Raw genomic sequence first — 23,866 nt, 5'->3', positions numbered from 1 at the left:
TGTATTCAATTATGAATGGATAAAGCACTGACACATGCGGATTGGTCTCTGATCCAAAGCTTTCTGGCCGTGGCCGAAACAGGATCCCTGTCTGCCGCTGCACGGCACCTTGATCGCAGCCAGCCCACATTGGGACGGCAAGTACAAAACCTTGAGGCCGAACTGGGCGTATCCTTGTTCGACCGGCACGCGCGTGGCCTGAAACTGAGCGTGGCAGGTTCCCAGCTCTTGCCGATGGCGCAGCAAATGCACAGCGCCATGACTGCCTTCAGCCTTGCCGCCGCAGGGCAGTCGCAGCAGCTTGAAGGCTCGGTCCGCATCACCGCTTCGGTCTTCGCGTCGCATCACTTGCTGCCACCGATTCTGGCGAATATCCGAAGGCAGGAACCCGCCATTCAACTTGAGCTGGTCGCCACCGATACCACGGAAAACCTGTTGTACCGCGAGGCAGATATTGCCGTTCGCATGTATCGCCCCGCGCAAATGGATATCATTTCGCGTTATCTGGGTGAGGTGCCGTTATGCTTCTGCGCGGCCAGGTCCTATCTCGACCGTAAGGGACGCCCCAAGACACCCGAGGAACTTTTTTCCCACGACCTTGTGGGGTTTGACGCCAATCAGGAAATCATCAAGGCCATGCGCGAAAAAGGATGGCCCGCAAGCCGCAACAGTTTTGCGACCCGCTGCGATCTGCAAAGCGCCTATTGGGAACTGATCCGCGCGGGATGCGGCATTGGCTTCAGTCAGGTCCAGATGGCAGAAGCCGACCCGGATGTCGAAATCTTGAAGCTGGATGTTGAAATCCCGGTTCTGCCTGTGTGGTTGGCTGCGCCGCAGGCCATGCGCCAGACCCCACGTATCCGCAGGGTCTGGGATTTGCTGGCAGAAGGGCTCAAGGCCAGCCTCTGAGGATCAAAGTGGGCCCGTATACGTTCCGCGCGCCGGGTAGTTATTGCCCAAAGTGAACTTCAGACCACCCGCGATATCCGACATCGACGGACGTCCAAAAGGCGTGGTCTGCTGCCACCCAAAATAAAGCGTCCGGTCAGGTGCGATGTAAAAATGTCCGGGTTCCGCAAACAGGTCTGGTTCGGCACTGCCTTCGCGCCTGGTCGAGATGTTCAGCCCCCAACCCTCCCGTGCCTCAGACAGGGGCAGGCTGTGGCCTACACGCAGGCGGGAAACATTGGCTTTTGCTGCGGTTTCAGCGGCACGTTCGGCGGTATCGGTGGTGATCATGATAACCTCGACACCCAGCGCCGCGAAATCGTCCAGCGCCGCCTCGGCCTCGGTCATCTGCCTGATGCAGATCGGGCAATGCAATCCGCGATATTGAATCACCAGCGTTCCGTTTTCGCCCTTGTTGGTCTCGAGGTCGAAACTGCCATGGGCGACAGTTTCAATTTTCAGCGCAGGAACCAGATTTCCGGGTGTCAGCATGTGTTTTCCTTGTGTTTTGACAGGTCTGTCTCATTGACCCGATGCTGCGCAGACGCTAGGGCCTGTGCAACAAAACGCAAGGAGACCCTTCATGCCCAACCCCTCGCTCCTCATCCTGCCCGGAGACGGAATTGGCCCAGAAGTTATGGCCGAAGTGCGCAGAATCATCGATTGGTTCGGTGCCAATCGTGGTCTTCAATTTGACGTGAGCGAGGACCTGGTGGGTGGTGCCGCCTATGACGCCCACGGCAAGCCTCTGTCCGATGAGACCATGGCAAAGGCGCAAGAGGTTGACGCGGTTCTGCTGGGCGCCGTCGGCGGTCCGAAATACGACGATCTGGATTTCAGCCTGAAACCCGAACGTGGCCTGCTGCGCCTGCGTAAGGAAATGGACCTGTATTCGAACCTGCGCCCCGCGCAGTGTTTTGACGCGCTTGCCGATTTCTCTTCGCTGAAGAAAGACATCGTTGCCGGTCTGGATATCATGATCGTGCGCGAACTGACGTCGGGCGTCTATTTCGGTGAGCCGCGCGGCATCTTCGAGGAAGGCAACGAACGCGTCGGCATCAACACCCAGCGTTACACCGAATCCGAGATCGAACGCGCCGCGCGCTCGGCTTTTGAACTGGCAATGCGCCGCAACAAAAAGCTGTGCTCGATGGAAAAAGCCAACGTCATGGAATCGGGCATCCTGTGGCGCGAAGTCGTCACCCGCGTCGCAGCGGACTACCCCGAAGTTGAGCTGAGCCATATGTACGCTGACAACGGCGCGATGCAGCTTGTGCGCGCACCGAAACAGTTTGATGTGATCCTGACCGACAACCTGTTCGGTGACATCCTGTCCGACTGCGCCGCGATGCTGACCGGGTCGCTGGGCATGTTGCCTTCGGCCTCTCTGGGCGCGCCGATGGCTAATGGTCGGCCCAAGGCAATGTATGAACCCGTCCATGGCTCGGCCCCGGATATCGCCGGTCAGGGCAAAGCCAACCCGATCGCCTGTATCCTCAGCTTTGCTATGGCCCTGCGCTACAGCTTTGATCAGGGCGAAGAAGCGGATCGTCTGGAGGCCGCGATCGAGAAAGTACTGGCCGATGGTGTACGCACCGGCGACCTGCTTGCAGATGAGGGCGTTCAGCCCGTATCAACCACTGAAATGGGCGACGCGATCCTTGCGGCCTTGGATGCCAGCGTCTGAAACACGAAACAGCGAAATGACAAAAGGCGGTGCCCGATGCACCGCCTTTTTTCGTTTTTTCCCTCAGAGAAGGCTCTAGTTTCCACCGAAAATATTCTTCAGAAGATTGTTGATATCATCGGCAAAGCCTCCGCGCTTTCGGCGCGGTTGTGGCTGTGCGACCTGAACCGGCGGCGCTGGTGCCATCATCGGCAAGGGTGTCGGTGTCATCCCTTCGGTGACTCGCAGCATGGTTTCTCTCCAGATTTCCGCGGGCAAACCTCCACCGGTCACACCAGATAGGGGCGTGTTGTCGTCGTAGCCCATCCAAACGCCGGTTACGTAATCCGCAGTAAACCCGATGAACCATGCATCCCGCGCCGCCTGGGTTGTGCCCGTTTTGCCCGCCACCTGCCAGCCGGGCAACTTGGCCCGTCCACCTGTGCCCTCGGACACCACACGTTCCATCATCCATGTCAGCTGTTTGGCAGCCGCGTCGTTAATCACCCGTTCACCGATACCGGTTGTCGTAACCATGACAGGAGCTTCATCACCCAGTAGCTTCAACTCGGTCAGGCCATAAGGTTCAACGGCAGAGCCGCCGTTCAGAATACCTGCATAAGCCCCTGTCATCTCAATCAGCGTGCTTTCCGACGCGCCCAGCGCCAAGGCCGGACCTTGCGCCAGATCGCTGGCAATGCCAAAACCACTGGCCACGGTGCGGACGTTATCCAAGCCCGAAATCTCGGCAACTTTCACCGCCGGAATATTCAGCGAGTTCTTCAGCGCATCCGCCAGTGACACGCGCCCGTAGTACTTGTTGGTATAGTTCTTGGGGCACCATTGACCGGACCCGGGAATGTCCACGCAGTAAGGTTCATCCATCACCGTATCCAGCGGCGAATAGCCGAGTTCCAGCGCGGTAGCGTAGACAAAAGGTTTGAAGGACGAACCGGTTTGGCGCTTGGCGATGGTGGCCCGGTTGAACACCCCGGCAACCCGTGTTTCTCGGCCGCCGACCATGGCTCTCACCGCTCCGTCCGCGGACATGACCACGATGGCCGCCTGCGCCTTGGAGCCTTCGCGCACCTTTTCCTGAAAGATGAATTGCAAAGCCTCTTCCGCAGATCGCTGAATCCGCTGATCCAAAGTCGTCTGAATCACAACATCTTCGGTTGTGTTGTCGCCAAAATAACTGGGAAGTTCCGAAACAACCCAATCTGCGAAATAGCCGCCCGCTCGGGCAGCAGCCGCTTCAGACAGTTGCGCCGGGCGCGTACGCGCTTCGCTGGCTTGTGCGGCGGTCAGATATCCCTGATCCTCCATCAGACCGATAACCAGCCGCGCCCGATCCTGAGACCGTTGCAGGTTGTTGGTCGGCGCATAGCGTGTAGGCGCAACCAGCAGACCAGCCAGCATCGCGGCCTCTGCGGGCGAAACCTCGGCGGCAGATTTTCCAAAGTAGCGCTGGCTTGCGGCTTCGAACCCACGCGCGCCTGCGCCAAGAAAGGCGCGGTTCAGGTAGATCGTCAGGACCTCGTCCTTGGAGTATTTCACCTCCATTGCCAGCGCATAGACAGCCTCCTTGGCCTTGCGCCACAAGGAACCCTGACGGCAGTCGGCCTCATACGCGGCCTCGGAATCCCAATCGCTGGGATCATAGGGAACACCCAGACACAGCAGTTTCGCGGTCTGTTGCGTGATCGTCGATCCGCCATGCCCGGACAAAGGCCCGCGGCCTTCTTTCAGGTTGATGCTGACCGCGCTGGCGACACCACGCGGGCTGACCCCGAAATGCCGGTAAAATCGTTTGTCTTCGGTTGCGACAACCGCGTTTTTCAGATGCGGAGACACGGTATCGGCCGTGATCACGCCACCAAACTGATCACCACGCCAGGCAAAGACCTTGCCGTCACGATCCAGCAAGGTCACGGACCCCCGCGCACGCCCATCCAGCAAGGCATCCACATCCGGCAACGTGGCGTAGACGATACCCACCGCCAGCGCGAGCAGCATGGCCGAAATCGCACCGACACGCCAGGTCAGGCCCCAGATCAGCCGCCAGATCCACCGGAACAAACGGCGAAAGATACCACCGCCTTTGCCCCCTGATGACTTGCGGGTTTTCCTGCGTGTGGTTTTGCGCGTGGCCGTTTTGCGCGCCGTCGATTTCTTGCCCGCCGCGCTTTTGGTCGCCGCCGGTTTTCGGCCCTTTGAAGGGTACCGTCTATCCGCGACCAATGTCGGCTTGCGGCGCTTGGACTCAGTCATGCTCAAACTCTGCCCGGTTATACTTTTTGGTCACCATACCTCGACAACCGCAGTATGTAGAGGTCCGAATTTCCGGAATTTCCCCTCTCTATAGTGCTCAATTATTAGTCGCAACGACTGTGTTGTGCAAAAATTGTGCAACTTCGCATTATTTTCCGACAGGTTTTGGCCCCGAAAGCGTTTCTTACTGCGCCGCGGCGCGCTTTTTTTCTGCAGGTGCAAACAAGCCGGTCCCACCGGACAATCAGAGGGGAAAGACGTGAAACTGATCATTGCGACAATCAAGCCGTTCAAGCTGGAGGAGGTGCGCGAAGCACTGACCGAGGCTGGCGTGCGCGGCATGATGGTAACCGAGATCAAGGGCTTCGGCTCGCAGTCCGGTCACACCGAAATCTATCGTGGTGCCGAATATGCGGTGAACTTCGTGCCCAAGATCAAGCTTGAGATCGTGGTGCCTGCGACAATGGCCGACCAGATCGTCGAGACCATCACCAAAACCGCCAAAACCGGCAAGATCGGTGACGGCAAGATTTTTGTCCTCGATGTCGAACAGGCGATGCGTGTGCGTACCGGGGAAACCAACGAGGACGCGCTGTAAGTGCGCCCACTCACAATCATTCGAGGACTGACAATGAACCTGATGAAATCTCTCATCCCTGCCGCCGCCATTGTTGCGCTGCCGCAGATGGGTCTTGCGCAAGAGGCCGCCGCAACCGGCGAAGCGGCACAGCACACCCAGTATATCTTTACCACGCTTCTGTTTCTGATGGCGGGCTTTCTTGTTTTCTTCATGGCTGCAGGTTTTGCCATGCTGGAAGGCGGTCTGGTGCGATCCAAGAACGTTGCCATGCAGATGATCAAGAACGTGGCATTGTTTTCATTTGCCGCAATCATGTATTGGCTGATCGGATTCAACCTGATGTATCCAGGCGACGGCTGGTCCATCACGGGCTGGCTTGGCCCGTTCTTTTCGACCACAACGCTTGATGCGGTTGGTGTTGCGCCGGCGGATGCGGCACTGGACTATGCTTCGGTCGGTTCAGACTTCTTCTTCCAGCTTGTGTTCGTGGCCGCGACCGCATCCATCGTTTCCGGCGCCGTGGCGGAACGGATCAAGCTTTGGCCTTTCCTGATCTTCGTCATCGTGCTGACAGGCATCATGTACCCGATTTCCGGTTCATGGAAATGGGGCGGCGGCTGGCTGGATGCCAAGGGCTTCTCAGACTTTGCCGGTTCGACCATCGTACACTCGGTCGGTGGCTGGGCTGCGCTGGCAGGGGCCCTTATCCTGGGTCCGCGGATCGGCAAGTACAAAGATGGCAAAGTTCACCCGATGCCCGGCTCTAACCTGGCACTGGCGACCCTGGGAACGTTCATCCTGTGGCTGGGTTGGTTCGGATTCAACGGCGGCTCGCAGCTGGCGATGGGAACCGTGGGCGATGTATCGGACGTGTCACGCATCTTTGCCAACACCAACATGGCCGCGGCTTCGGGCTCGGTTGCAGCGCTGATCCTGACCCAGGTTCTGTACAGGAAGCCCGACCTGACGATGGTGCTGAACGGCGCGCTGGCGGGTCTGGTCTCGATCACGGCCGAACCGCTGGCCCCAACCCTGTTCGGTGCCCTGTGGATCGGTGCCGTGGGTGGTATTATCGTGGTCTTCGCGGTCCCGATGCTGGACAAGTTCAAGATCGATGATGTTGTCGGTGCCATCCCGGTCCACCTGTTCTGTGGCATCTGGGGCACCATCGCCGTCGTCTTCTACGGTGACGCAAGCCTGGGCGCGCAGCTACTGGGCATCGTCGCATACGGCGTTTTCACCTTTGTCGGCGCACTGATCCTGTGGACGATCCTGAAATCCACCGTCGGCATCCGTGTCAGCGAAGAGGATGAGATCAACGGCCTCGACATGGCTGAACTGGGAATGGAAGCATACCCCGAATTCTCGAAAGGCTAAGCCTTGCCGCCACCTGACAAAAAAACCCGGGCGTTCGCGCCCGGGTTTCCGTTTCGAATGTCGCGTCGGCGTTTAAACCCCGACATCCACAATTGCTTTGGCCAAAATCGGCACAGTCGCTGCGTTCAGCCCGGCAATGTTCAGGCGACTGTCGCCGACCATGTAGATACCGTGTTCAACGCGCAGTTTCTCGACCAGTTCCGGTGCCGCCCCAAGACGCGAGAACATTCCGCGGTGCTGGGCGATGAACCCAAACCGGTCGGATCCGGCCAGACGCTGCAACTCGTCAGCCAATTGCTGGCGCAGGCCCAGCATGGACAGCCGAACCTCTTCCAGTTCAGTTGCCCAGTCTGCCCGCAACGCCTCATCCATAAGAATGGTCGTCACCACGCGCGCGCCGTGGTCAGGCGGGAAGGAATAGTTCTGGCGATTCAAAAACGCCAGCGTGGCCTGATTCAACGCCGTTTCAGCCGCGTTGTCACTGACGGCCATCAGCAACCCGGTGCGCTCGCGATAAACGCCGAAGTTTTTGGAACATGACGCCGCAATCAGACATTCCTTTACCGATGAGGCCACCAGCCGCACGCCTTGCGCATCCTCTTCCAGACCGTCACCGAAACCCTGATAGGCAATGTCGATCATCGCAACGAGGCCCAGCGCATTGATCAGGTTCACAACCTCCTGCCATTGCACCATGTTCAGATTGGCACCGGTCGGATTGTGGCAGCAGCCATGCAGCAAAACCACGTCACCCGCTTTGGCGGATTTCAGGTCTGCGATCATCCCATCGAAATCGACGCCCCGGGTCTCTTCATCGAAGTAACGATACTGAACGGTTTCCATCCCCAGGTAATTCAGGATCGACAGATGGTTGGGCCAGGTCGGGTTCGACACAAACACACGTGCCGAAGGGTTCGCCATCCGGATCAACTCGAACGCCTGACGGCAGGCGCCGGTGCCTCCGGGTGTCGCCACTGCGGCGATGTTGCCACGCGGCACCGAAGTACCCAAAATCAATCCGATCATCGCATCCGCATAGGCCGGATCACCGGCCAGACCGGTATAGGCCTTGGTTTCCTGTTCTTCCCAGATGCGCTGTTCGGCGGCTTTCACCGCGCGCATCACCGGCGTCACGCCTTCGGCATTCTTGTAAACACCAACACCCAGATCGATCTTCTGATCACGCGGGTCTTCGCGGTACATCTGCATCAGCGCCAGAATCTTGTCGGCGGGCTGCGGTTTCAGGTTCTCGAACATCAGTTCTCTCCGGTTGCGACGGGCAGGGTCGGGAAGGCACCCCATTCAGCCCAGGAGCCGTCATAAAGCGAGTGGTCTTTCTTGCCCATGCGTTCCAACGCAAGGCTGAGAATGGCGGCCGTGACACCAGACCCGCAAGAGGTGATCGCCGGCTTAGACAGATCGACGCCTGCAGCCTCGAATATGGCGCGGCAGTCCTCGGGCGACTTCATTGTTCCGTTGGCGTTCAACAACTGCCCAAAGGGCACATTGCGCGAGCCCGGAATATGGCCCGAACGCAGCCCTTCGCGCGGCTCGGGTGCGGTTCCGGCAAATCGGTCGGCCGAGCGGGCATCGATGATTTCGTGATCCGCCAGCTTGGCGGCGGCGGAAACTTGCGTGACGTCCCGGACAAGCTGGTTTTGCACGCGAACGGTCATGTGGCGGTCGCGAATGACCGGAGGCAGATCCTCGATCTCGCGCCCCTCGGCCTGCCATTTTGGCAAACCCCCATCCAGAACCGCGATGTTTTCCTGCCCCATAAGACGGAACAGCCACCAAACGCGCGCTGCGGACATCAGCCCGGCACCATCATAAACCACAACCTGATGACCATCACCGACACCCATGGCCCGCAGGCGTGACATGAATTTTTCGACCGGTGGTGCCATATGAGGCAGGTCGGAACGGTGATCTGATATCTCATCAATATCGAAGAACCGTGCTCCGGGGATATGCCCGGCATCATATTCGGCCTTGGCATCACGGTTTTGCGCGGGCAAATACCACGACCCGTCCAGAATCCGCAGATCCGGGTCTTTCATATGCGCGGCCAGCCATTCGGTGGATACGAGGGTTTTTGGATCGTCCTGCATCAAAGCCTCCCCTAAGCGAGCTTGGGGTTTCCCTATACCCCGTGGCATGGGCGTTCAAGGCTGGATAGCGCTAGCGCTTGTTGACCTCAGGAATTATCGCGCCTTGCGCAGGCGGAAATGCTGGATGATGCCGATGACACTGATCACAATCCAAAACCCTTCGATCAGCATCGAGGCCAGATTGAAATTCTCAAGCAGCGAAAAGACGATCAGGACAGACCCCAGCAGGTTGATCACCGGAAAGGCCAGGTCATCGGAATTCATCATCCGCATCTGCGTCGCGAAATACGCCGCCACCACGATCAGCGCCCCGAATGAGCCGATGGCATCCACGATGGTAAGTGTGTCAAAGATAGCCGTCATATCTGGGCCGTGCCATTTTCAGGAGATTCAGTGTGTTGCGCATAGTGATGCATGTTTAGAAACGCGGCTCCTTGCGAACCGGCGCGATACCCGTGCGGCAGGTCCGCAGCAAAGCGCAACCCCTGCCCGGCCTGTAAGGGCACCCATTCCTCGCCACGCAGAATTTCCAAAGTACCGCTGAGGACAAATACTTCCTCGGTCACCCCGGCGGCATGAGCCGGGGATTCGTGGCTTTGGTTCGCGGCAAGGTTCACGTGAAAAGTCTCGGCTCCCAGTGCGGGATCGAAGGGAAAGACGATCTTGACCTCGATACTGCCGGGAAAGGTTACAGTCTGAAAGACCGATGGATCGCCCAGCGTTGTGTCGATCAACCCGCTGAGCGGTATCTGAAAGCCTTTGGCGATTTTCCAAAGCGTGGCGATCGTTGGGCTCGATTCGCCGCGCTCAATCTGGCCAAGCATGGCTTTGCTGACCCCGGTCATCTCGGCGACTTTGGACAGGCTCAACCCCGAAGCTGTCCGCACATCCCGTAATTTCAGCGTAATGTCGTCCATAGCCATACCCGCGCCCTGCGATTTACCTTGTACGTTATAACGCACATGTGCTACGTGCGCTATAACGTACGAACCCCGAATTATGCAACCCGAGGCAACAGGGAAAACAGCATCATGCCAATGTACCGATCCAGAACCTCTACCCATGGCCGCAACATGGCTGGCGCACGTGGCCTTTGGCGGGCCACAGGTATGGGTGACGACGATTTCGGCAAACCGATCATCGCCATCGTCAACTCATTCACCCAGTTTGTGCCGGGTCACGTGCATCTGAAGGACCTGGGCCAGATGGTCGCGCGCGAGGTCGAAGCCGCAGGTGGCGTGGCGAAAGAGTTCAACACGATCGCCGTGGATGACGGTATCGCCATGGGCCATGACGGGATGCTGTATTCGCTGCCCTCACGCGAAGTGATCGCGGATTCGGTCGAATATATGGTCAACGCCCATTGTGCGGACGCTATGGTCTGCATTTCGAACTGCGACAAGATCACTCCCGGCATGCTGATGGCCGCCATGCGTCTGAACATCCCGGCCATTTTCGTCTCAGGCGGTCCGATGGAAGCGGGCAAGATCGACATCGCCGATCTGGAAGCCAAGAAGATTGACCTTGTGGACGCTATGGTGGCCGCTGCGAACGACAAGTTCACCGACGAACAGGTTCAGCACATCGAAGAAAACGCCTGCCCCACATGTGGTTCATGTTCGGGCATGTTCACCGCGAATTCGATGAATTGTCTGGCCGAGGCGCTGGGTCTGGCCCTGCCGGGTAACGGCTCGACTCTGGCGACGCACGCAGACCGCAAAGAACTGTTCCTTGAAGCCGGCCGCAGGATCGTCGAGATTACCAAGCGCCATTACGATCTGGATGAAAAAGGCTTTCTGCCCCGTGAGATTGCCACCTTTGATGCGTTCGAAAATGCCATGAGCCTTGATATCGCCATGGGTGGATCGACCAACACGGTGCTGCACCTGCTGGCCATCGCGCATGAGGGTGAAGTTGACTTCACCATGGCCGATATGGACCGCCTCAGCCGTCGTGTTCCCTGCCTCTGCAAAGTCGCGCCCAACACCGAAAATGTGCATATGGAAGACGTCCACCGTGCCGGTGGTATCTTCTCGATCCTGGGTGAGCTCAGCCGTGCGGGCCTGCTGCACAACGAATGCAGCACCGTGCATTCGGCCACGATGGGAGAGGCGATTGCCAACTGGGACATCACCATCGCCAACAACCCCAAGGCACAGGAACTGTTCAAGGCCGCCCCCGGCGGTGTGCGCACCACACAGGCGTTCAGCCAGTCGAACCGGTTCAAGGAACTGGACACTGATCGCAAGGGCGGCGTGATCCGGTCCAAGGAACACGCGTTCAGTCAGGACGGTGGTCTGGCGGTTCTGTTCGGTAACATCGCCCGCGACGGCTGCATCGTGAAAACCGCTGGTGTGGATGCCAATATCCTGCAATTCACTGGCTCGGCTTACGTGTGCGAAAGCCAGGATCAGGCAGTCAGCGATATTCTCACTGGCAAGGTGAAAGAGGGCGACGTGGTGGTGATCCGCTATGAAGGCCCGCGTGGCGGTCCGGGGATGCAGGAAATGCTGTACCCGACATCCTATCTGAAATCGAAGGGTCTGGGCAAAGCCTGCGCCCTGCTAACCGACGGGCGGTTTTCGGGCGGAACATCCGGTTTGTCGATCGGCCATGTCTCGCCCGAGGCGGCTGAAGGCGGAGAGATTGGCCTGGTCCAGAATGGCGACACGATTGAAATCGACATCCCCAACCGCTCGATCAATCTGGCCGTGTCAGATGAAGAGCTTGCCGCCCGGCGCGAAGCACAGGACGTAAAAGGCTGGGTGCCTGCTGCGCCGCGCAAACGCAAGGTGTCTACCGCGCTGAAGGCCTATGCCAAGCTGACCACCAGCGCGGCAAAAGGTGCCGTACGCCAAGTCTAAACTGACACATTACCGGTCTGCTGACGCGGCAGACCGGTAAGCCGATCATGCACAGGCGCTCTCGGGCCAACCAGAGCAGATGTTTCGCAAGAAACGTTGACAGAGGACGAGGCATCCAGCCTTAAGATCAATCGCCCAGCTTGGCGTGAATTTCGTCCAGATCGATTTCGCCGATCGGCATCTTGTTGGCCGGGTTTTCGAAATCGTATTTGAACAACTCGAAATCCTGCTTGTAGATCTCATAGACCAGATGCATCGACAGGTCGTCGAAATAATCCTCGACCGGATGTGCGCGCTTGGGGCCATGGCCTTCGGATTCGTTGAACCGGGGTATTTCGGACAGCGAAACTGAATGCTTCAGCTTGGTATTGTCCAAGACACCCTGCATCCCGTCGTTGAACGCTTCGGTCCAGAAGATCCGATCATAACGGCCACCGTTCACGATGAAGGTCGACACGTGACCAGACATGGCCGACCAGTGAATGTCCGGGTCCATCGGGCGTCGCCAGCGGATGGTATCCCGCGCAAACAGCAGGAACCGGCGAAAGCTGGCGATTTGGTCAAACTCTCCCTTGCCATCGTCACCGCCCACCTCGATCCCGTAATTGTAGATCAGCGTTGGCACCAGATTGCCACGATACCGTTTGCCGTTGCGCTGGATCCCGCAGATCTTGTCGAAAAACGAGCTCAGAATACGCGTGTATGGGTTGCGCACACAGGTAAAGGAATACGAGGCATGATCGCGCACATTTTTGGAAATCAGATCCTGGCTCTGATCAAAGGCCCATTTGTGCATACCATCCTCGGCGTCATGGATGTCACCGTCAAAGAACTGGCCGTGATCCGAATAATACATGATCTGCCCAATGGTCGAGCAGGCGCATTTGGGCACGACGCGGTACACCATGCTTTCGCTCTCGGTCATCCAGGTACCGGGAAAACCCATCTGCTGTGCCTCCTACGCTGGTCTGGTCTCAAACCGATATGCCAGCTTTTGATAACAAGGAACCAAAATTATTCTGTTTATTCAATCGCTCATCCTCAGTATCACGGTTGAAACCGGGCAGAAACGGAAATTACCTAACCTCGATGGCGAAGATTGCCTATATATTGTTGTGCCATAAGGACCCTGATGCAATCATTGCACAGGCTGAACAGCTGACTGCTGCGGGCGATTGCATGGCGATCCACTTTGACGCCAGCGCCAGCCCCGAAGCTTACGGGCGCATCCGTTCCGCGCTGGCTCAAAATCCGAACGTGACCTTTGCAAAAAGGCGCATCAAATGCGGCTGGGGAGAGTGGTCGCTGGTGCAGGCCACGCTGAACGCCTTGCAGGCCGCCGTCGAAACCTTCCCCCGCGCCACGCATTTTTACATGCTGTCCGGTGATTGCATGGCGATCAAAACGGCAGAATACACCCATCGATTTCTGGATGATCACGACAAGGATTTCATCGAAAGCCACGACTTTTTCGAAAGCGACTGGATCAAGACCGGCATGAAAGAAGACCGGCTGATCTATCGCCATTATTTCAATGAACGCACCCAGCCGAAACTGTTCTACGCTGCCTATGAAACGCAGAAGCGTTTCGGGCTGACGCGGCGAATTCCCGAAGACGTTCAAGTGATGATCGGCAGCCAATGGTGGTGTCTGCGCCGCCGAACGGTCGAAATGATTCTGGACTTCCTGCGACAGCGCAGGGACGTGATCCGGTTTTTTGCGACCACCTGGATACCCGATGAAACCTTCTTTCAAACGCTGGTACGCCATCTGATCCCGAAGGGTGAGATCGAAAACCGTACTCCGACATTTCTGATGTTTTCGGATTATGGAATGCCCGTCACGTTCTACAACGATCACTATGACATGCTTCTGGGTCAGGACTATTTGTTTGCCCGCAAGATCAGCCCAGAGGCGCATGAGCTGAAAGAGCGTCTCGGCTCACTTTACGCGAGTGAGGGCATCGACTTTTCCATCTCGAACGAGGGGCGCAGTCTGTATGCGTTTCTGGCCGGCCGGGGGCGCATCGGGCGCCGGTTCGGGCAACGTTTCTGGGAGGCCGGAAGTGTTCTGGGCCCCGACCGAGAGCTGTTTGTGATCGTGTGCAAGAAGTGGCATGTCGCCAAAAGGCTGGTCGATCAGATCGCGTCTGAAACAGATATCCCCTGCGTCGAATACCTGTTTAACGAAGAGGAAACTCAACTGCCTGATCTGGGTGGTATTGAAACGACGCTGACCAAGCGCTCGCGCCATCGGCGGGCTGTTGTACGAATGCTTTTCGAAAGTTTCGGATCAGACCAGTTGGTTCTGTGCCTCGACCCGGCCAATCTGGACGTTGTTCAGGATTTCAGCGGTGATCAGGCCAAAACCCATGTGCTTGAGGTCGAATGCGAATACTCGGACGAATACCTGATTGGCCACGCGCGGCGCGTCGGATTGGCGGGTGACAACAGCCCGGTTGAGACTGTTTCCCATCTGCTGCCGACACTTCGCAACGACCTGAGTTACGAGTCCCAACAAATCCGCGCCGCCGGTTTGGACAATTACCTGCGACTGCGGGAAACCGCCCAGCGCGCCGAAAACATAGCTGTCATATCCGAATTTCTTGGGGTGGACAAAGAAAAGGCCGACGCGGTGATGCGGCTGGACTACCTGTTCGCCGACTAAACGGAAAGTCAGCCTGACATCCGACAGCTTTTCGGCCCCCTTTGCTGCATTGGGTGCACCGCATATTTGCCTGTCGGAAAGGACAGCCTAAAACCCAACATCACTGCCATCGTGATTTTTATTCAAAAATCGGATACTGTGCAGCCAATTGGGCCAATTTGCTTATACTTTTTCTCTTTGGCAGGCCGGCCCTGGCCAGTGAAAGGCAAAAACAGACGCGTCCTTAATTCTGAATGACGGGTATCTGCGCATCGAAAACCCGAAAGCCCCTGCTGGCCGCAATTAGACATTTGAAACGCAACTCCGGGGGGAACAGTTGTGCTTATAGATCAAATTGAAACATCCAGATCATATATCCCAAATGACGCAGACTGGAACCTGATATACAAGGTTCTGCCGGGCGAGGCCAAGATTGCCGACCCGTCAGTCATCAACCGTCATTTCGAATGTATCGAGGTGACCGACAACACGGTTCTGCCAGCAAGCGGCATGTATGTTGTTCTGCGCGGTGTGGTTCAGCTGCGGCAGAACGGTAATCCTTTGGCCAGCGCGGATGTCGGTGACTATTTCTATGAAGAGCACCTTCAGATATCAGACATTCCCGTCAGCCTCGAAGCGCTCGCGCTGGACGGATCGCGGGTGGCTTTTCTGTCCAGCGAGAACTGGCGTCAGATACCAGAGGAAATCCGGCAACCCTGCTTCGCCACGATGTTCGGCGATCTGGTCAGTGTTCAATTGCAGAACTTCCAGCAGCCGATCAATTGTTGCAGCGTGACGGCTGCCGCCCTCAGCATGTCCGCGTTGGGCTTCAGTTGCGAAGTGAACGACATTTTCCGTGAATGCGCGCTGCCTTCGTCTTTCGTCGTCAATGACGGTATCTCACTGGGTGAGCTGTTTGACGTCGCCTGTACCTACATTCATTCGCAGGGCTTGCGGGACAGTGTTCAGGTTCAGGCCTATTTCATGGACGAGGACACGACAAACGTGCAGCTGTTGCTGGATGCGATTGACGAATCCAACCGGCTGGGTGGTGACAATGATATTCTGGTGGCGAATTTTCAGGTCGGCGTCGCCCATGGCAAAGCGAATATGCCGGGCGGGCATTTTGCCGTAATCGCCAAGTGCAACCCAAGCACTGGGCTGGTGCACATGATGGACGTACATCCTGAGAAATACGGCAAGCTTTGGGTTACAACCGCAGACCGGCTTTGGAAGGCGATGTCGGACCGTGACGGAACCTCGATGCGGTCGCGTGGCATTTTGCGCTTCTCGGCGCGTGCCGCGGTCAAGACGCATCTGAAGACATTCAAGCAACGATGCAACTATGTCGACAGCACGCTCTATCTGGCAAAAGACCCCAAGAAACGGCGCAACCTGTTCCGCCGCGCCACTCCGAACATGAACTCCTTAGGTGTGTTGGTGGAAAGCCTGGCCATTCACGGCGATGACAAGGTGGACGAAGACGAGCTGCTGCGGGCCACCGAAGCCTCTTTCACGGATGTTGTCTCACGGGTGGCCACGGCCGCGGACATGCACAACATGGCCCAGAAATATCTGAACGCGGCTGAAAACATACACCTGAGCAGTTCACTTCGCAGTTTCGGAACGCGCGAGGACACATCGATCCTTACCCCCGAAGACTGGTTCAAGATGCAACTACAGGGCCTGGACGCCAACACGGACCGTCACCTGATGATCAATATCGACTTTAATCGGGTAACCGGGATCGAAGCCATCCGCCCGCCGGTAAACGTTTACCGGGAAACCGCGTTGCTCGAAGAATTCTGGTGCCTGTGTATCGCATATGATGAAGCAACCGACCTTGTGACGATCGTCGACATGAGCCCCGCAACGTCACAGGTCTGGCAAGCCCCTCGTGGCAACATCTTCCGCGGCCTGCGCGATCTGGAGGACCCGGCTTTGCTGGTGATCGAAACAGTTGAGCCGCCCGAAGATCCCGGGGATGTCGCCAGCATTATCCGGAACAACCCCATGGTTCTGTTTTATGAAGATGAAGACCCGTGGTCCTACATGCTCAGAAGTGTTCTTTCGAACATCGGTGCGACCAGCGTAAAGCAGGTGGATGTGGGCGGTCGCGACCCCAACGCGATAAAGATGCGACGTCAGCTGATATCTTTAGGTGAAAAACCCAAAGTTCCCTACCTGTTTTTCCAAGGCCAGTGCATCAGCAAAGGCGAAAAGCTGGAAGACATTGTGGACATGATCAAGGCAGGTCACCTTCAGGACCGCATGATCGAAGCAGGTCTTCCCGTTTCCAAGCTTGAAGAGACACCCAGCCTGAATAAGAACATGTTCGGCTATCCCAAAGGTGTGATGAACGAGGTAAGCAGCGGCAAACGCAACGTGCTGCTTTGTGCCTGCGGGTCATCGGCGGCAGACAAGATACCAGAACTTGTTGAGCGCATCGTCGACGCCGGACACAATGTCAAACTGATCCCTTCCACTTCGGCTGAAAAGTTCTTTCGGGACTTCGGCGCTGAACGGATCGACGCCAAGATCACCCATAACGACTATTACCGCGACGATGATGAATGGAATTTCCGTTACATGGAATTCGACATGCCAGTGCGTGCGTCGCATCTGGCGCTTTGTGACTGGGCCGATTGCGTGATCGTCGCTCCCATCACCTGCAACACCATGGGAAAGGTGGCAAACGGGATCGCCGATAACCTTCTGACCTCTGTCTTTGTGGCGTGGCAGTACCAGAAGAAGCCCGTGATCCTGTGCCCGGCCTGCAACACGAATATGTGGAACAACATCACCACCCAGAACAATGTCGCAAGGCTGAAGACGCTGGGCATCGATTTCATAGGCCCTCGGGAGGGCCGCCTGTCCAACGGCCGGATGGGGATTGGTATGATGGCCACGCCTGACCAGATCATGGAAGCACTGGGCGACGCATTCGAAGAACTGGACGACCAGAAATACCGCGTGTGCAAATGGGCCCGAGAGGCTGCCGCCGCCGATGATATCAATGAATGGAAACGTGTGTTCCGCGCCATCGATGAAGGTGTCGTGGGAGTCAATATCGTGGACGAAGCCCACGGCGATTCATTGCTGCATTATGCGGCTGGCGGCGAAGGCGAATTGAACGAAGGCGGTCACGATCTGGGCAAGCCAGATTATGAAGCGGCACAGGATTTGATCGACCGCGATATCGACGTCAATATCGTCAACGATCACGGTTTCACGGCATTGCATGTGGCTGTGATGAACAAAGCCCCAAGGATGGTCGACATCCTGTTGCGCGCCAAAGGCATGGATGCAACCTCGTGCATTAAATTTGTTCAGGGCATGGATATCGCCCCCGAGATACGGACCATGCTGGATGCTTGGGCGCGAGACCACAACCTTAAGATAAAAAACGCGGAACAGGGCCGTGACGAAACCTTTATTGCCGTTCAGGAACCCACCTATCTGTATTTCACATACGGCTCCCTGAAACAGGGGTTCCCGAACCATGAGGCACACAGCCGGGTCTTGAATGACTTCGTCGGGCCTGCCCGCACGCGGCAACCAATGCCCCTGATCGTTCCAAATGAACCGTACTGCGACAATCCGAACTGTGGCTTCCTGCACCGAATGGCGACCCTTGTCGATCAGCAGGGCATGGGCAAACAAGTAAGCGGAGAGGTTTACCGGGTGACGGAATCGGGCCTGCACGAGCTGGACAAGCTGGAAGGTTATCATGGTCCGGGCTCGTCCAAGAACGTCTATATCCGCAAAAAGATCAACGTGATCTTGGATGGCGTGATGAAACCCGCCTACGCCTATGTGATCGCCGATCCTGAAAAGTACATGCAAAACTGGCGTGACGGCAAATCAGACGTCATCAGCGACTACACGCTGGATATGGCGCAGGGTGAACCCAAGCCCGGATTCGAGCCGGCTATCTAGTTTTCCACTGTGCTGACTGGTGGCGGTTTCGGGCTTTCCTTGGAACTGAGATTATAGGCCGTGATCACCACCATACAAAGCAGGACGAACGGCCAGAACCCGGCCTTGGGAATAAGGTTGTCCCGATAGTGGATGATCCGCAACGACGTCTCAACGTCGGACGCAAACAGGTATGTATTGACCGAAACTGCCAGCAGCATGAAGTACATCAGGAAAAAGAACGACTCCATATAGATCACAGGAGAACCTGCGAACCCTTCACGCAGCTGCACATGGGCCAACAGGATCACGAAAAACAGAACCGAGCAGGTTCCGATTACACTGGACGTGCTGAAGTCATGCCGATCGGCCAGCCCCTCGCGGCGCGTGACGGTCATCAGCGCCCCAAACAGCAGCATTGTCACGACAAGCAGCGGGACCATGTGCACGATGAACGCGTTTGCGAAATTGCGTTTGATGACAAAGTTATAATGCAGCTCGGGCATGTTGGTTTGATAGGCGTTCTGAGCGATGCCCAACGTCGTATCCAGGCTTGACAACTTATAGTCGAAATAGGTGTTCTCACGTTCCCACGTACCCATCACGATCTGACTGTCGATGCCGAAAATATCATCCGGACCGGTCGCGGAATAAGCCTCAAAGTCAGGAACCAGCGCAACATTGATGTCAAAAGATGCGGGCCAGAAGCGCACCCAGACCGTTTTGTGATCAAAGGGGTAGCGGGTGTAGTCAAAACTCTGCCGAAGGGTTTGTTCAAAATACCACCCGATCAGCAACCCATCTTGTTGCGGCAGCCGATAGGCCTCTTCGATCAGGCCGTTTGCTGTATCGACCGCTTCCGGCAGAAGAAAACCGATCTCACCCTCGGCCGGACGGATCTCATCATGAACACCTGTGATGTAGCGCTGCCAGACGTAACCGGTGACCTGCACGTCGCTGGCACCAAGAAAGCTGAATGATTTTAAGAAGATCCCCGTTTTAACGCGGTAATCCGGCACGGCATCCAGTTCTTCCAGATATGCGTCCACTGATGCCTGATCCGGAAGTTGAGTGGGATCACCCTCAAAATGATTCAGTTCGATCCAAAGTTTGAGCAAGAGACCCCCAAGCCCAAGGGTCAACAAGCCAGAAATCAGCCACACCTTTCTTTCAACGCTCATTCAGCCTCCTGCCGTGTCACCTAATCAGCCAGAAACCCCACTGAACCCAGAAGGGATTGCGTGATACCCATAGCGGCAAACTGCGTTGTCAGATCGGCATACCCCCCGTGTTGTATTGGCGGAGTGTTCTGCTGTCCGCTTTCAGCCAAAAGTCGTGTTTGACAAATGGATAAATCGACCATTGGCAAAGGCTCGGTAGTCGTGAAGGCTGCAAGCCCATCCGCATATTCAATTGCTGCGTCCCAATCGCCGCGCGCCAGCATGACGGCGCAGGCGTCCGAGTAAAAGTGAAGGTGACTGTGACCCACACATCCCTCGGAAATGATCTCAGACCCCAGGTTCAACAAGCGCGTTTGCTCATCAGGGTTGGCCTCGGCCATTGCCAGGGCCGACAAGGCCTTGGGCCCTACAAAGTTCCGCCCATGTTCAAGCGCGATTTCAACCGCGCGACGACCTGTTTCCCGACCGTGGTCCAACTTTCCGGCATAAACCTGCGTTCGCGCCAGATGTTCAAGGGCCTGCGCCTCAAGGCGTTTTGCACCGACGCGTTCCGCAATTTCAGCTGAAACACTGAACGCTTCCAGTGCCTGATCAAGGTTGCCCAAAAAGGTCTCGGCCACGCCAAGGCAGGTCTGTGCAACGCATTCCGGAACAAAGGCAAAATACGTTTGCGAGACTTCGATGGCCTCAATGGCGTCCGCCTTGCCCTGTGCTACGTCCCCGGTGTAACTGCGCGCGACGCTGAGATTGTGCAGATTGGCGGCCAGATCGCGGACCAGCCCTTTTTCGCGCGCTCGTTCAACAGCTTGCGTATAAAAGCCTGTCGCTGTCTTCATGGTGGCTTTCATGAAGTTTGCATCACCAAATCCGCTTAGCGCCCCAACCTCGAGGCGGGCAGAGCCAAGTTTGCGGGCAAGCGTCAGGGCGCGTTCATTGGCGCTCTGCGCTTCCTTGTCCCGGCCCAGAGGGAAATAGACATTTCCGCGCACGTAGTTGATCTGAGCGACATCCCGCTCTGACCCGCAACGCTCGGCGGCGGATTCAGCCAGATCGAGCGCCTCCAGCGCGTCCTGATACAGGCTGGCTTGCCGCGCAGCCTGCGCCAGCCCGATATGCGCACGGCTGATTTGCTCATCAGTTTCGGCAACACGGGCAGCTTCCCGAAATTCACGCAGTGCGTCGCCGGACAGACCCTGAAGCCTGTGCGTTTCAGCCCGTGCGCAAAGCAGATCGAACCGGACACCTGCAGGGGACGGCAGTTCCAGGGCACGTTCGATCAATGGGCTGGCATCGTCGAACCTGAAGGCCTGGATCAGTTTGTCCGCCGCTTCCAGATACGCCTGTGCAGCGTTATTCGCCCCGGCCCGATCCAAATGTTGTGCGCACAAGGTCGCATCGCGATCCTCGAACCACTTGGCGGCCTGCCTATGCAGGCGCGCACGCTCGGATTTGACCAACGTTGCATAGGATCCATCCCTGATCAGCGCGTGGGCAAACATGAGGTCAGGCCCCGCCTCTCGGACCAGCGCGGATCGGATCAGGCTGGTCGTATCCAGATGCCCTTCACCCAAAATAAAGTTCAGCACTTCTGCAGAGAACCGTTGCCCCAGTACCGATGCTGCCTGAATGGCGGAGCGGCTGGTTCGATCCAGTGCATCCAGTCGGGACTGAACGATCCCCTGAATACTGCCAGGCACGCTTTGCTGTGTAAGCACATCCGTATTGCGCAACAACCGTTCAAGAAACAGCGGATTGCCCCCGGCGCGTTTGACACAGGTGTCCAGCAACTCGGGGTCGATGGCCGTGAATTCTTCGACCAACAGTCTGGCCTGTTCTTCCCCCATCGGCGCCAGTTCCATCTTGGATACCAGCGCGCCATCGGTTGCCATTTGCCAATCCCGGTCAATCGGGTCGCCTTCGGCCCGGCTGGTCATCATCAACACGCAAGGGATATCCCGCGTTGCCGCTGCAATATGAGAGCAGGTCATCAGGGTCTCGGGCGAAGCCCAGTGGATGTCCTCGATCTGGATCAGCAAGGGGGCTTCCTGGCTGCAGGCCGACAGCAACTCTTCAATGACCTGCCGCCGTCCGCGCAGGCGGGTCTTGTTGTCCATCACCGCAAACACCTCGGCCAGTCCCGAATCCTGCTCCAGTTCAAGCAGCGCATTGAGGTGCGCGGCGTTCGGAGGGCTGACCCAGCCCCTGGCGATTGTCTCCCTGGCCGCTGCGGCACCCGTTTCCGCGCCGTCTGACGGGCCAAGACCCAGAATGCTGCGGGCGACCATCTGAATGGCCGAATGCCCTTCGCGCGCGCCGAAATCCATCACGACGCCGTTGTGGATCGTGTAGGACTCGCCGGATGCCAGTTCAGCAACCTGCTCGGACAAATGGGTTTTCCCGATCCCGGGCTCACCCAGAATCACATGGACTTCACCCTTGCCGTGGCGTTTGCATCGGTCGAATGTGGCCGAGAACACCGACAGCTCCCGCTCGCGCCCGATAAATTTGTGACGCCGTGTGCGAATGTTCCGGGCCAATCGATCCAGACGCCAAACTTCGACGGGATCATTCAGCCCTTTGATGGCCTTCACACCAATGGATTCGCCCACGAAAAGCGGCCCCAATGAGCGCTGAATGTCATGTGAAACCAGTGTCTCACCCCCAGCGGAAATATCCGTCAGGCGGGACGCCAGATTCACCCCATCCCCTGTAACGGTGTATTCCGTATGCGACTGACTTCCGGTCGTACTGGCAATGACCTGACCTGACGCAATACCGATGTGGCAGGAAAGCGGCGGCGACAAGGTCGGTAGAACTGCATGTATCTCGGCAGCAGCACGCGCCGCCCTTTCGGTGTCATTGGTATGTGAAATCGGCGCTCCGAAAACGGCCATGACCGCATCACCGATATGCTTGTCTATACGACCACCATACTTTTCGACGACATTGTCCACTTTGCTGAAGAATTGATTCAGCAGCGCATGCAGATCTTCTGCATCCAATTCGCTGGATAGTTTCGTGAATGCGGTCAGATCGGCAAACATCACTGTAACCTGTCGGCGCGCGGGCTCGAGCTGCGCGGCAGGTTCAGGCTCTGCTGATGTTTGGCTGGCATCAATCTGTTCAATGGCGCGCAGTAGCCGCCGCCGATCACCGACGGCCGACACCCCGATTTCGATCAAATCCTCGGCCGTCAAATCAGGCAGGATGGAGAAATCGATTTTGTTGTCTGCGAAGGCCTGCGCGTACTCGTTTAATCCAATTGCGCTCAGCCAGCCCCTCAAGTCCTGAGACATGTTGCCCCTCTGAAGTCCCCCACTTCATTCAGGAACCTAGCATGTGCGCCGCTTCGAGTCTGCTAGAACCTATTTAATTTATGCTTTTGAGCAGGGTTAATCCAAAACTGGCTCCTGCACCAAGCCAGCGTTTCCAAAACCGCTCGACAGGATATACGAACAGCAGGCCTGGGTGATCTCGCGGAAGCGGGCTCTTTCCCGACGGTAAATATATACCTCTCGCTTGTCTGGCAAATCTGAAATCGGACGAAAGGCGACCGCATCCGGGATGAACTGTGCGACGGTCTGCGGCAGGACCGTGATCCACTGGCCTGCCCTGACAGTCGTGATCAGGGAATGCGTGTTGTGAATGGTAACCTCGGCCCTGTCCAGGATCTCTCGGAAAGGCGCGGACTCGATAAAGTCGCACAAGGCGTTTCGCACGAAGGGCGCCGCCATCAGGTCACAGATTTCGGGCGGTTTGGCCCGTGTCATAAGCGGATGATCGGATGCTGCAACCAGTCCAAAACGATCCTGAAAAAGCGGCTCGGCACTGACCCCATTCAGGGGATGATGGCCAGATGCAATGCCGATATCCGCCTTGTCCCCGGCAACGGCGTCCAGAACATGTTGCGAATCCCCGTCTCGCAACTCGATCTTCAACCCCGGAAAGCGTGATGTCATATGTCCCAGCAAGGCGGGAAAGACCAAGGCCCCCACCGACGGCACGGATACGATACGGATCAACCCATGTTCCGCCTGCGCCGCCATTTCTATGTTCTGAACAGTCTGATCAAAATCGCGCACCTGTTTGAGAGCAAGGTCCAGAACCTGCTGACCCAGCGGCGACAGGTGATTTTTCCGTTCACCTTCAAACAGTTTCTTGCCCAAGTGATCTTCAAACTGCTTCAGCATCATTGAGACGGCGGATTGTGTCCGACCCAGACGGCTGGCAGCCTCGGCAAGGTTTCCGGTTTGGGCCACGGTACAAAAACACCGCAGCATCTCGACTTTCATCGCCATACTTCA

The 23,866-nt window shown here is 57.0% G+C and carries 17 protein-coding genes; 7 read left to right on the top strand and 10 right to left on the bottom strand.

Going from position 1 to position 23,866, the window contains the following annotated elements; translation table 11 throughout:
* The first annotated feature begins 15 nt into the window (after positions 1-15).
* Positions 16-909 carry a LysR family transcriptional regulator gene (locus ACR0AD_RS14745; RefSeq protein ID WP_480488171.1) on the top strand — a complete coding sequence of 298 codons (894 nt, stop codon included), beginning with the start codon at positions 16-18 and terminating at the stop codon, positions 907-909.
* Between the two features lie 3 nt (positions 910-912).
* Here ACR0AD_RS14745 and ACR0AD_RS14740 read toward each other — a convergent pair whose 3' ends face one another.
* Positions 913-1,440: a redoxin domain-containing protein gene (locus ACR0AD_RS14740; RefSeq protein WP_267364240.1), complete on the bottom strand. Its 528-nt coding sequence runs from the start codon at positions 1,438-1,440 to the stop codon at positions 913-915.
* A 91-nt stretch (positions 1,441-1,531) separates the two neighbouring features.
* Here ACR0AD_RS14740 and leuB point away from each other — a divergent pair, with 91 nt between their 5' ends.
* Positions 1,532-2,635, top strand: coding sequence for a 3-isopropylmalate dehydrogenase (leuB, locus tag ACR0AD_RS14735; protein WP_209507247.1), 1,104 nt, complete (start codon positions 1,532-1,534; stop codon positions 2,633-2,635).
* Positions 2,636-2,710: 75 nt separating this feature from the next.
* Here the strand turns inward: leuB and ACR0AD_RS14730 are convergent, their stop codons facing one another.
* Positions 2,711-4,885: a transglycosylase domain-containing protein gene (locus tag ACR0AD_RS14730; RefSeq protein WP_480488172.1), complete on the bottom strand. Its 2,175-nt coding sequence runs from the start codon at positions 4,883-4,885 to the stop codon at positions 2,711-2,713.
* Positions 4,886-5,144: 259 nt separating this feature from the next.
* Here ACR0AD_RS14730 and ACR0AD_RS14725 point away from each other — a divergent pair, with 259 nt between their 5' ends.
* Complete coding sequence (locus ACR0AD_RS14725) at positions 5,145-5,483, top strand: P-II family nitrogen regulator (RefSeq protein ID WP_209507249.1); 339 nt, start codon at positions 5,145-5,147, stop codon at positions 5,481-5,483.
* Positions 5,484-5,516: 33 nt separating this feature from the next.
* Positions 5,517-6,842, top strand: coding sequence for an ammonium transporter (locus ACR0AD_RS14720; RefSeq protein ID WP_480488173.1), 1,326 nt, complete (start codon positions 5,517-5,519; stop codon positions 6,840-6,842).
* A 72-nt stretch (positions 6,843-6,914) separates the two neighbouring features.
* On the opposite strand, the gene ACR0AD_RS14715 is transcribed toward ACR0AD_RS14720, so the two are convergent.
* The 4 genes from ACR0AD_RS14715 to ACR0AD_RS14700 all read right to left on the bottom strand — a co-directional run bounded on the left by ACR0AD_RS14715 (position 6,915) and on the right by ACR0AD_RS14700 (position 9,876).
* Positions 6,915-8,099: an amino acid aminotransferase gene (locus ACR0AD_RS14715; protein ID WP_480488174.1), complete on the bottom strand. Its 1,185-nt coding sequence runs from the start codon at positions 8,097-8,099 to the stop codon at positions 6,915-6,917.
* The gene (sseA, locus tag ACR0AD_RS14710) at positions 8,099-8,953 is read right to left on the bottom strand and encodes a 3-mercaptopyruvate sulfurtransferase (RefSeq protein ID WP_480488175.1); all 855 of its coding nucleotides are present in this window, start codon (positions 8,951-8,953) and stop codon (positions 8,099-8,101) included. Before sseA ends, ACR0AD_RS14715 begins: the two co-directional genes overlap by 1 nt.
* Before the next feature lie 93 nt (positions 8,954-9,046).
* Positions 9,047-9,316, bottom strand: coding sequence for a CBU_0592 family membrane protein (locus tag ACR0AD_RS14705; protein ID WP_480483876.1), 270 nt, complete (start codon positions 9,314-9,316; stop codon positions 9,047-9,049).
* Positions 9,313-9,876, bottom strand: a complete 564-nt coding sequence (locus ACR0AD_RS14700) for a helix-turn-helix domain-containing protein (RefSeq protein WP_480483875.1) — start codon at positions 9,874-9,876, stop codon at positions 9,313-9,315. Before ACR0AD_RS14700 ends, ACR0AD_RS14705 begins: the two co-directional genes overlap by 4 nt.
* Before the next feature lie 108 nt (positions 9,877-9,984).
* Here ACR0AD_RS14700 and ilvD point away from each other — a divergent pair, with 108 nt between their 5' ends.
* Positions 9,985-11,817, top strand: coding sequence for a dihydroxy-acid dehydratase (ilvD, locus tag ACR0AD_RS14695; RefSeq protein WP_480488176.1), 1,833 nt, complete (start codon positions 9,985-9,987; stop codon positions 11,815-11,817).
* Positions 11,818-11,944: 127 nt separating this feature from the next.
* Here ilvD and ACR0AD_RS14690 read toward each other — a convergent pair whose 3' ends face one another.
* Entirely contained in the window at positions 11,945-12,763 is an 819-nt protein-coding gene (locus ACR0AD_RS14690) for a sulfotransferase family protein (RefSeq protein WP_480483873.1), read from the bottom strand.
* Between the two features lie 143 nt (positions 12,764-12,906).
* Here ACR0AD_RS14690 and ACR0AD_RS14685 point away from each other — a divergent pair, with 143 nt between their 5' ends.
* Together ACR0AD_RS14685 and ACR0AD_RS14680 are read left to right on the top strand one after the other, a co-directional pair.
* Positions 12,907-14,484: a DUF5928 domain-containing protein gene (locus tag ACR0AD_RS14685; RefSeq protein ID WP_480483872.1), complete on the top strand. Its 1,578-nt coding sequence runs from the start codon at positions 12,907-12,909 to the stop codon at positions 14,482-14,484.
* Positions 14,485-14,802: 318 nt separating this feature from the next.
* A complete protein-coding gene (locus ACR0AD_RS14680) occupies positions 14,803-18,402 on the top strand; it encodes a flavoprotein (protein WP_480488177.1) in 3,600 nt (1,199 codons plus the stop codon).
* Here the strand turns inward: ACR0AD_RS14680 and ACR0AD_RS14675 are convergent.
* From ACR0AD_RS14675 to ACR0AD_RS14665, 3 genes are all read right to left on the bottom strand, one after another.
* The gene (locus ACR0AD_RS14675; RefSeq protein ID WP_480488178.1) at positions 18,399-19,562 is read right to left on the bottom strand and encodes a hypothetical protein; all 1,164 of its coding nucleotides are present in this window, start codon (positions 19,560-19,562) and stop codon (positions 18,399-18,401) included. The genes ACR0AD_RS14680 and ACR0AD_RS14675 overlap by 4 nt on opposite strands.
* A gap of 20 nt (positions 19,563-19,582) precedes the next feature.
* Positions 19,583-22,858 (bottom strand): ATP-binding protein, encoded by a 3,276-nt coding sequence (locus ACR0AD_RS14670; RefSeq protein ID WP_480488179.1) that lies wholly within the window; start codon positions 22,856-22,858, stop codon positions 19,583-19,585.
* Positions 22,859-22,954: 96 nt separating this feature from the next.
* Positions 22,955-23,860: a LysR family transcriptional regulator gene (locus ACR0AD_RS14665; protein WP_480488180.1), complete on the bottom strand. Its 906-nt coding sequence runs from the start codon at positions 23,858-23,860 to the stop codon at positions 22,955-22,957.
* Positions 23,861-23,866: the final 6 nt, after the last annotated feature.

The sequence above is a fragment of the Ruegeria sp. BH8 genome, assembly GCF_056538065.1.
This window is presented reverse-complemented; position numbering and strand designations above follow the sequence as displayed.

What these genes read in the sequence shown, in the direction of transcription:
- ACR0AD_RS14745 (WP_480488171.1), top strand. Translation starts at nt 16, where the DNA reads ATGGATAAAGCACTGACACATGCGGATTGGTCTCTGATCCAAAGCTTT.
- ACR0AD_RS14740 (WP_267364240.1), bottom strand. Translation starts at nt 1,440, where the DNA reads ATGCTGACACCCGGAAATCTGGTTCCTGCGCTGAAAATTGAAACTGTC.
- leuB (WP_209507247.1), top strand. Translation starts at nt 1,532, where the DNA reads ATGCCCAACCCCTCGCTCCTCATCCTGCCCGGAGACGGAATTGGCCCA.
- ACR0AD_RS14730 (WP_480488172.1), bottom strand. Translation starts at nt 4,885, where the DNA reads ATGACTGAGTCCAAGCGCCGCAAGCCGACATTGGTCGCGGATAGACGG.
- ACR0AD_RS14720 (WP_480488173.1), top strand. Translation starts at nt 5,517, where the DNA reads ATGAACCTGATGAAATCTCTCATCCCTGCCGCCGCCATTGTTGCGCTG.
- ACR0AD_RS14715 (WP_480488174.1), bottom strand. Translation starts at nt 8,099, where the DNA reads ATGTTCGAGAACCTGAAACCGCAGCCCGCCGACAAGATTCTGGCGCTG.
- sseA (WP_480488175.1), bottom strand. Translation starts at nt 8,953, where the DNA reads ATGCAGGACGATCCAAAAACCCTCGTATCCACCGAATGGCTGGCCGCG.
- ACR0AD_RS14705 (WP_480483876.1), bottom strand. Translation starts at nt 9,316, where the DNA reads ATGACGGCTATCTTTGACACACTTACCATCGTGGATGCCATCGGCTCA.
- ACR0AD_RS14700 (WP_480483875.1), bottom strand. Translation starts at nt 9,876, where the DNA reads ATGGCTATGGACGACATTACGCTGAAATTACGGGATGTGCGGACAGCT.
- ilvD (WP_480488176.1), top strand. Translation starts at nt 9,985, where the DNA reads ATGCCAATGTACCGATCCAGAACCTCTACCCATGGCCGCAACATGGCT.
- ACR0AD_RS14690 (WP_480483873.1), bottom strand. Translation starts at nt 12,763, where the DNA reads ATGGGTTTTCCCGGTACCTGGATGACCGAGAGCGAAAGCATGGTGTAC.
- ACR0AD_RS14685 (WP_480483872.1), top strand. Translation starts at nt 12,907, where the DNA reads ATGGCGAAGATTGCCTATATATTGTTGTGCCATAAGGACCCTGATGCA.
- ACR0AD_RS14675 (WP_480488178.1), bottom strand. Translation starts at nt 19,562, where the DNA reads ATGAGCGTTGAAAGAAAGGTGTGGCTGATTTCTGGCTTGTTGACCCTT.
- ACR0AD_RS14670 (WP_480488179.1), bottom strand. Translation starts at nt 22,858, where the DNA reads ATGTCTCAGGACTTGAGGGGCTGGCTGAGCGCAATTGGATTAAACGAG.
- ACR0AD_RS14665 (WP_480488180.1), bottom strand. Translation starts at nt 23,860, where the DNA reads ATGGCGATGAAAGTCGAGATGCTGCGGTGTTTTTGTACCGTGGCCCAA.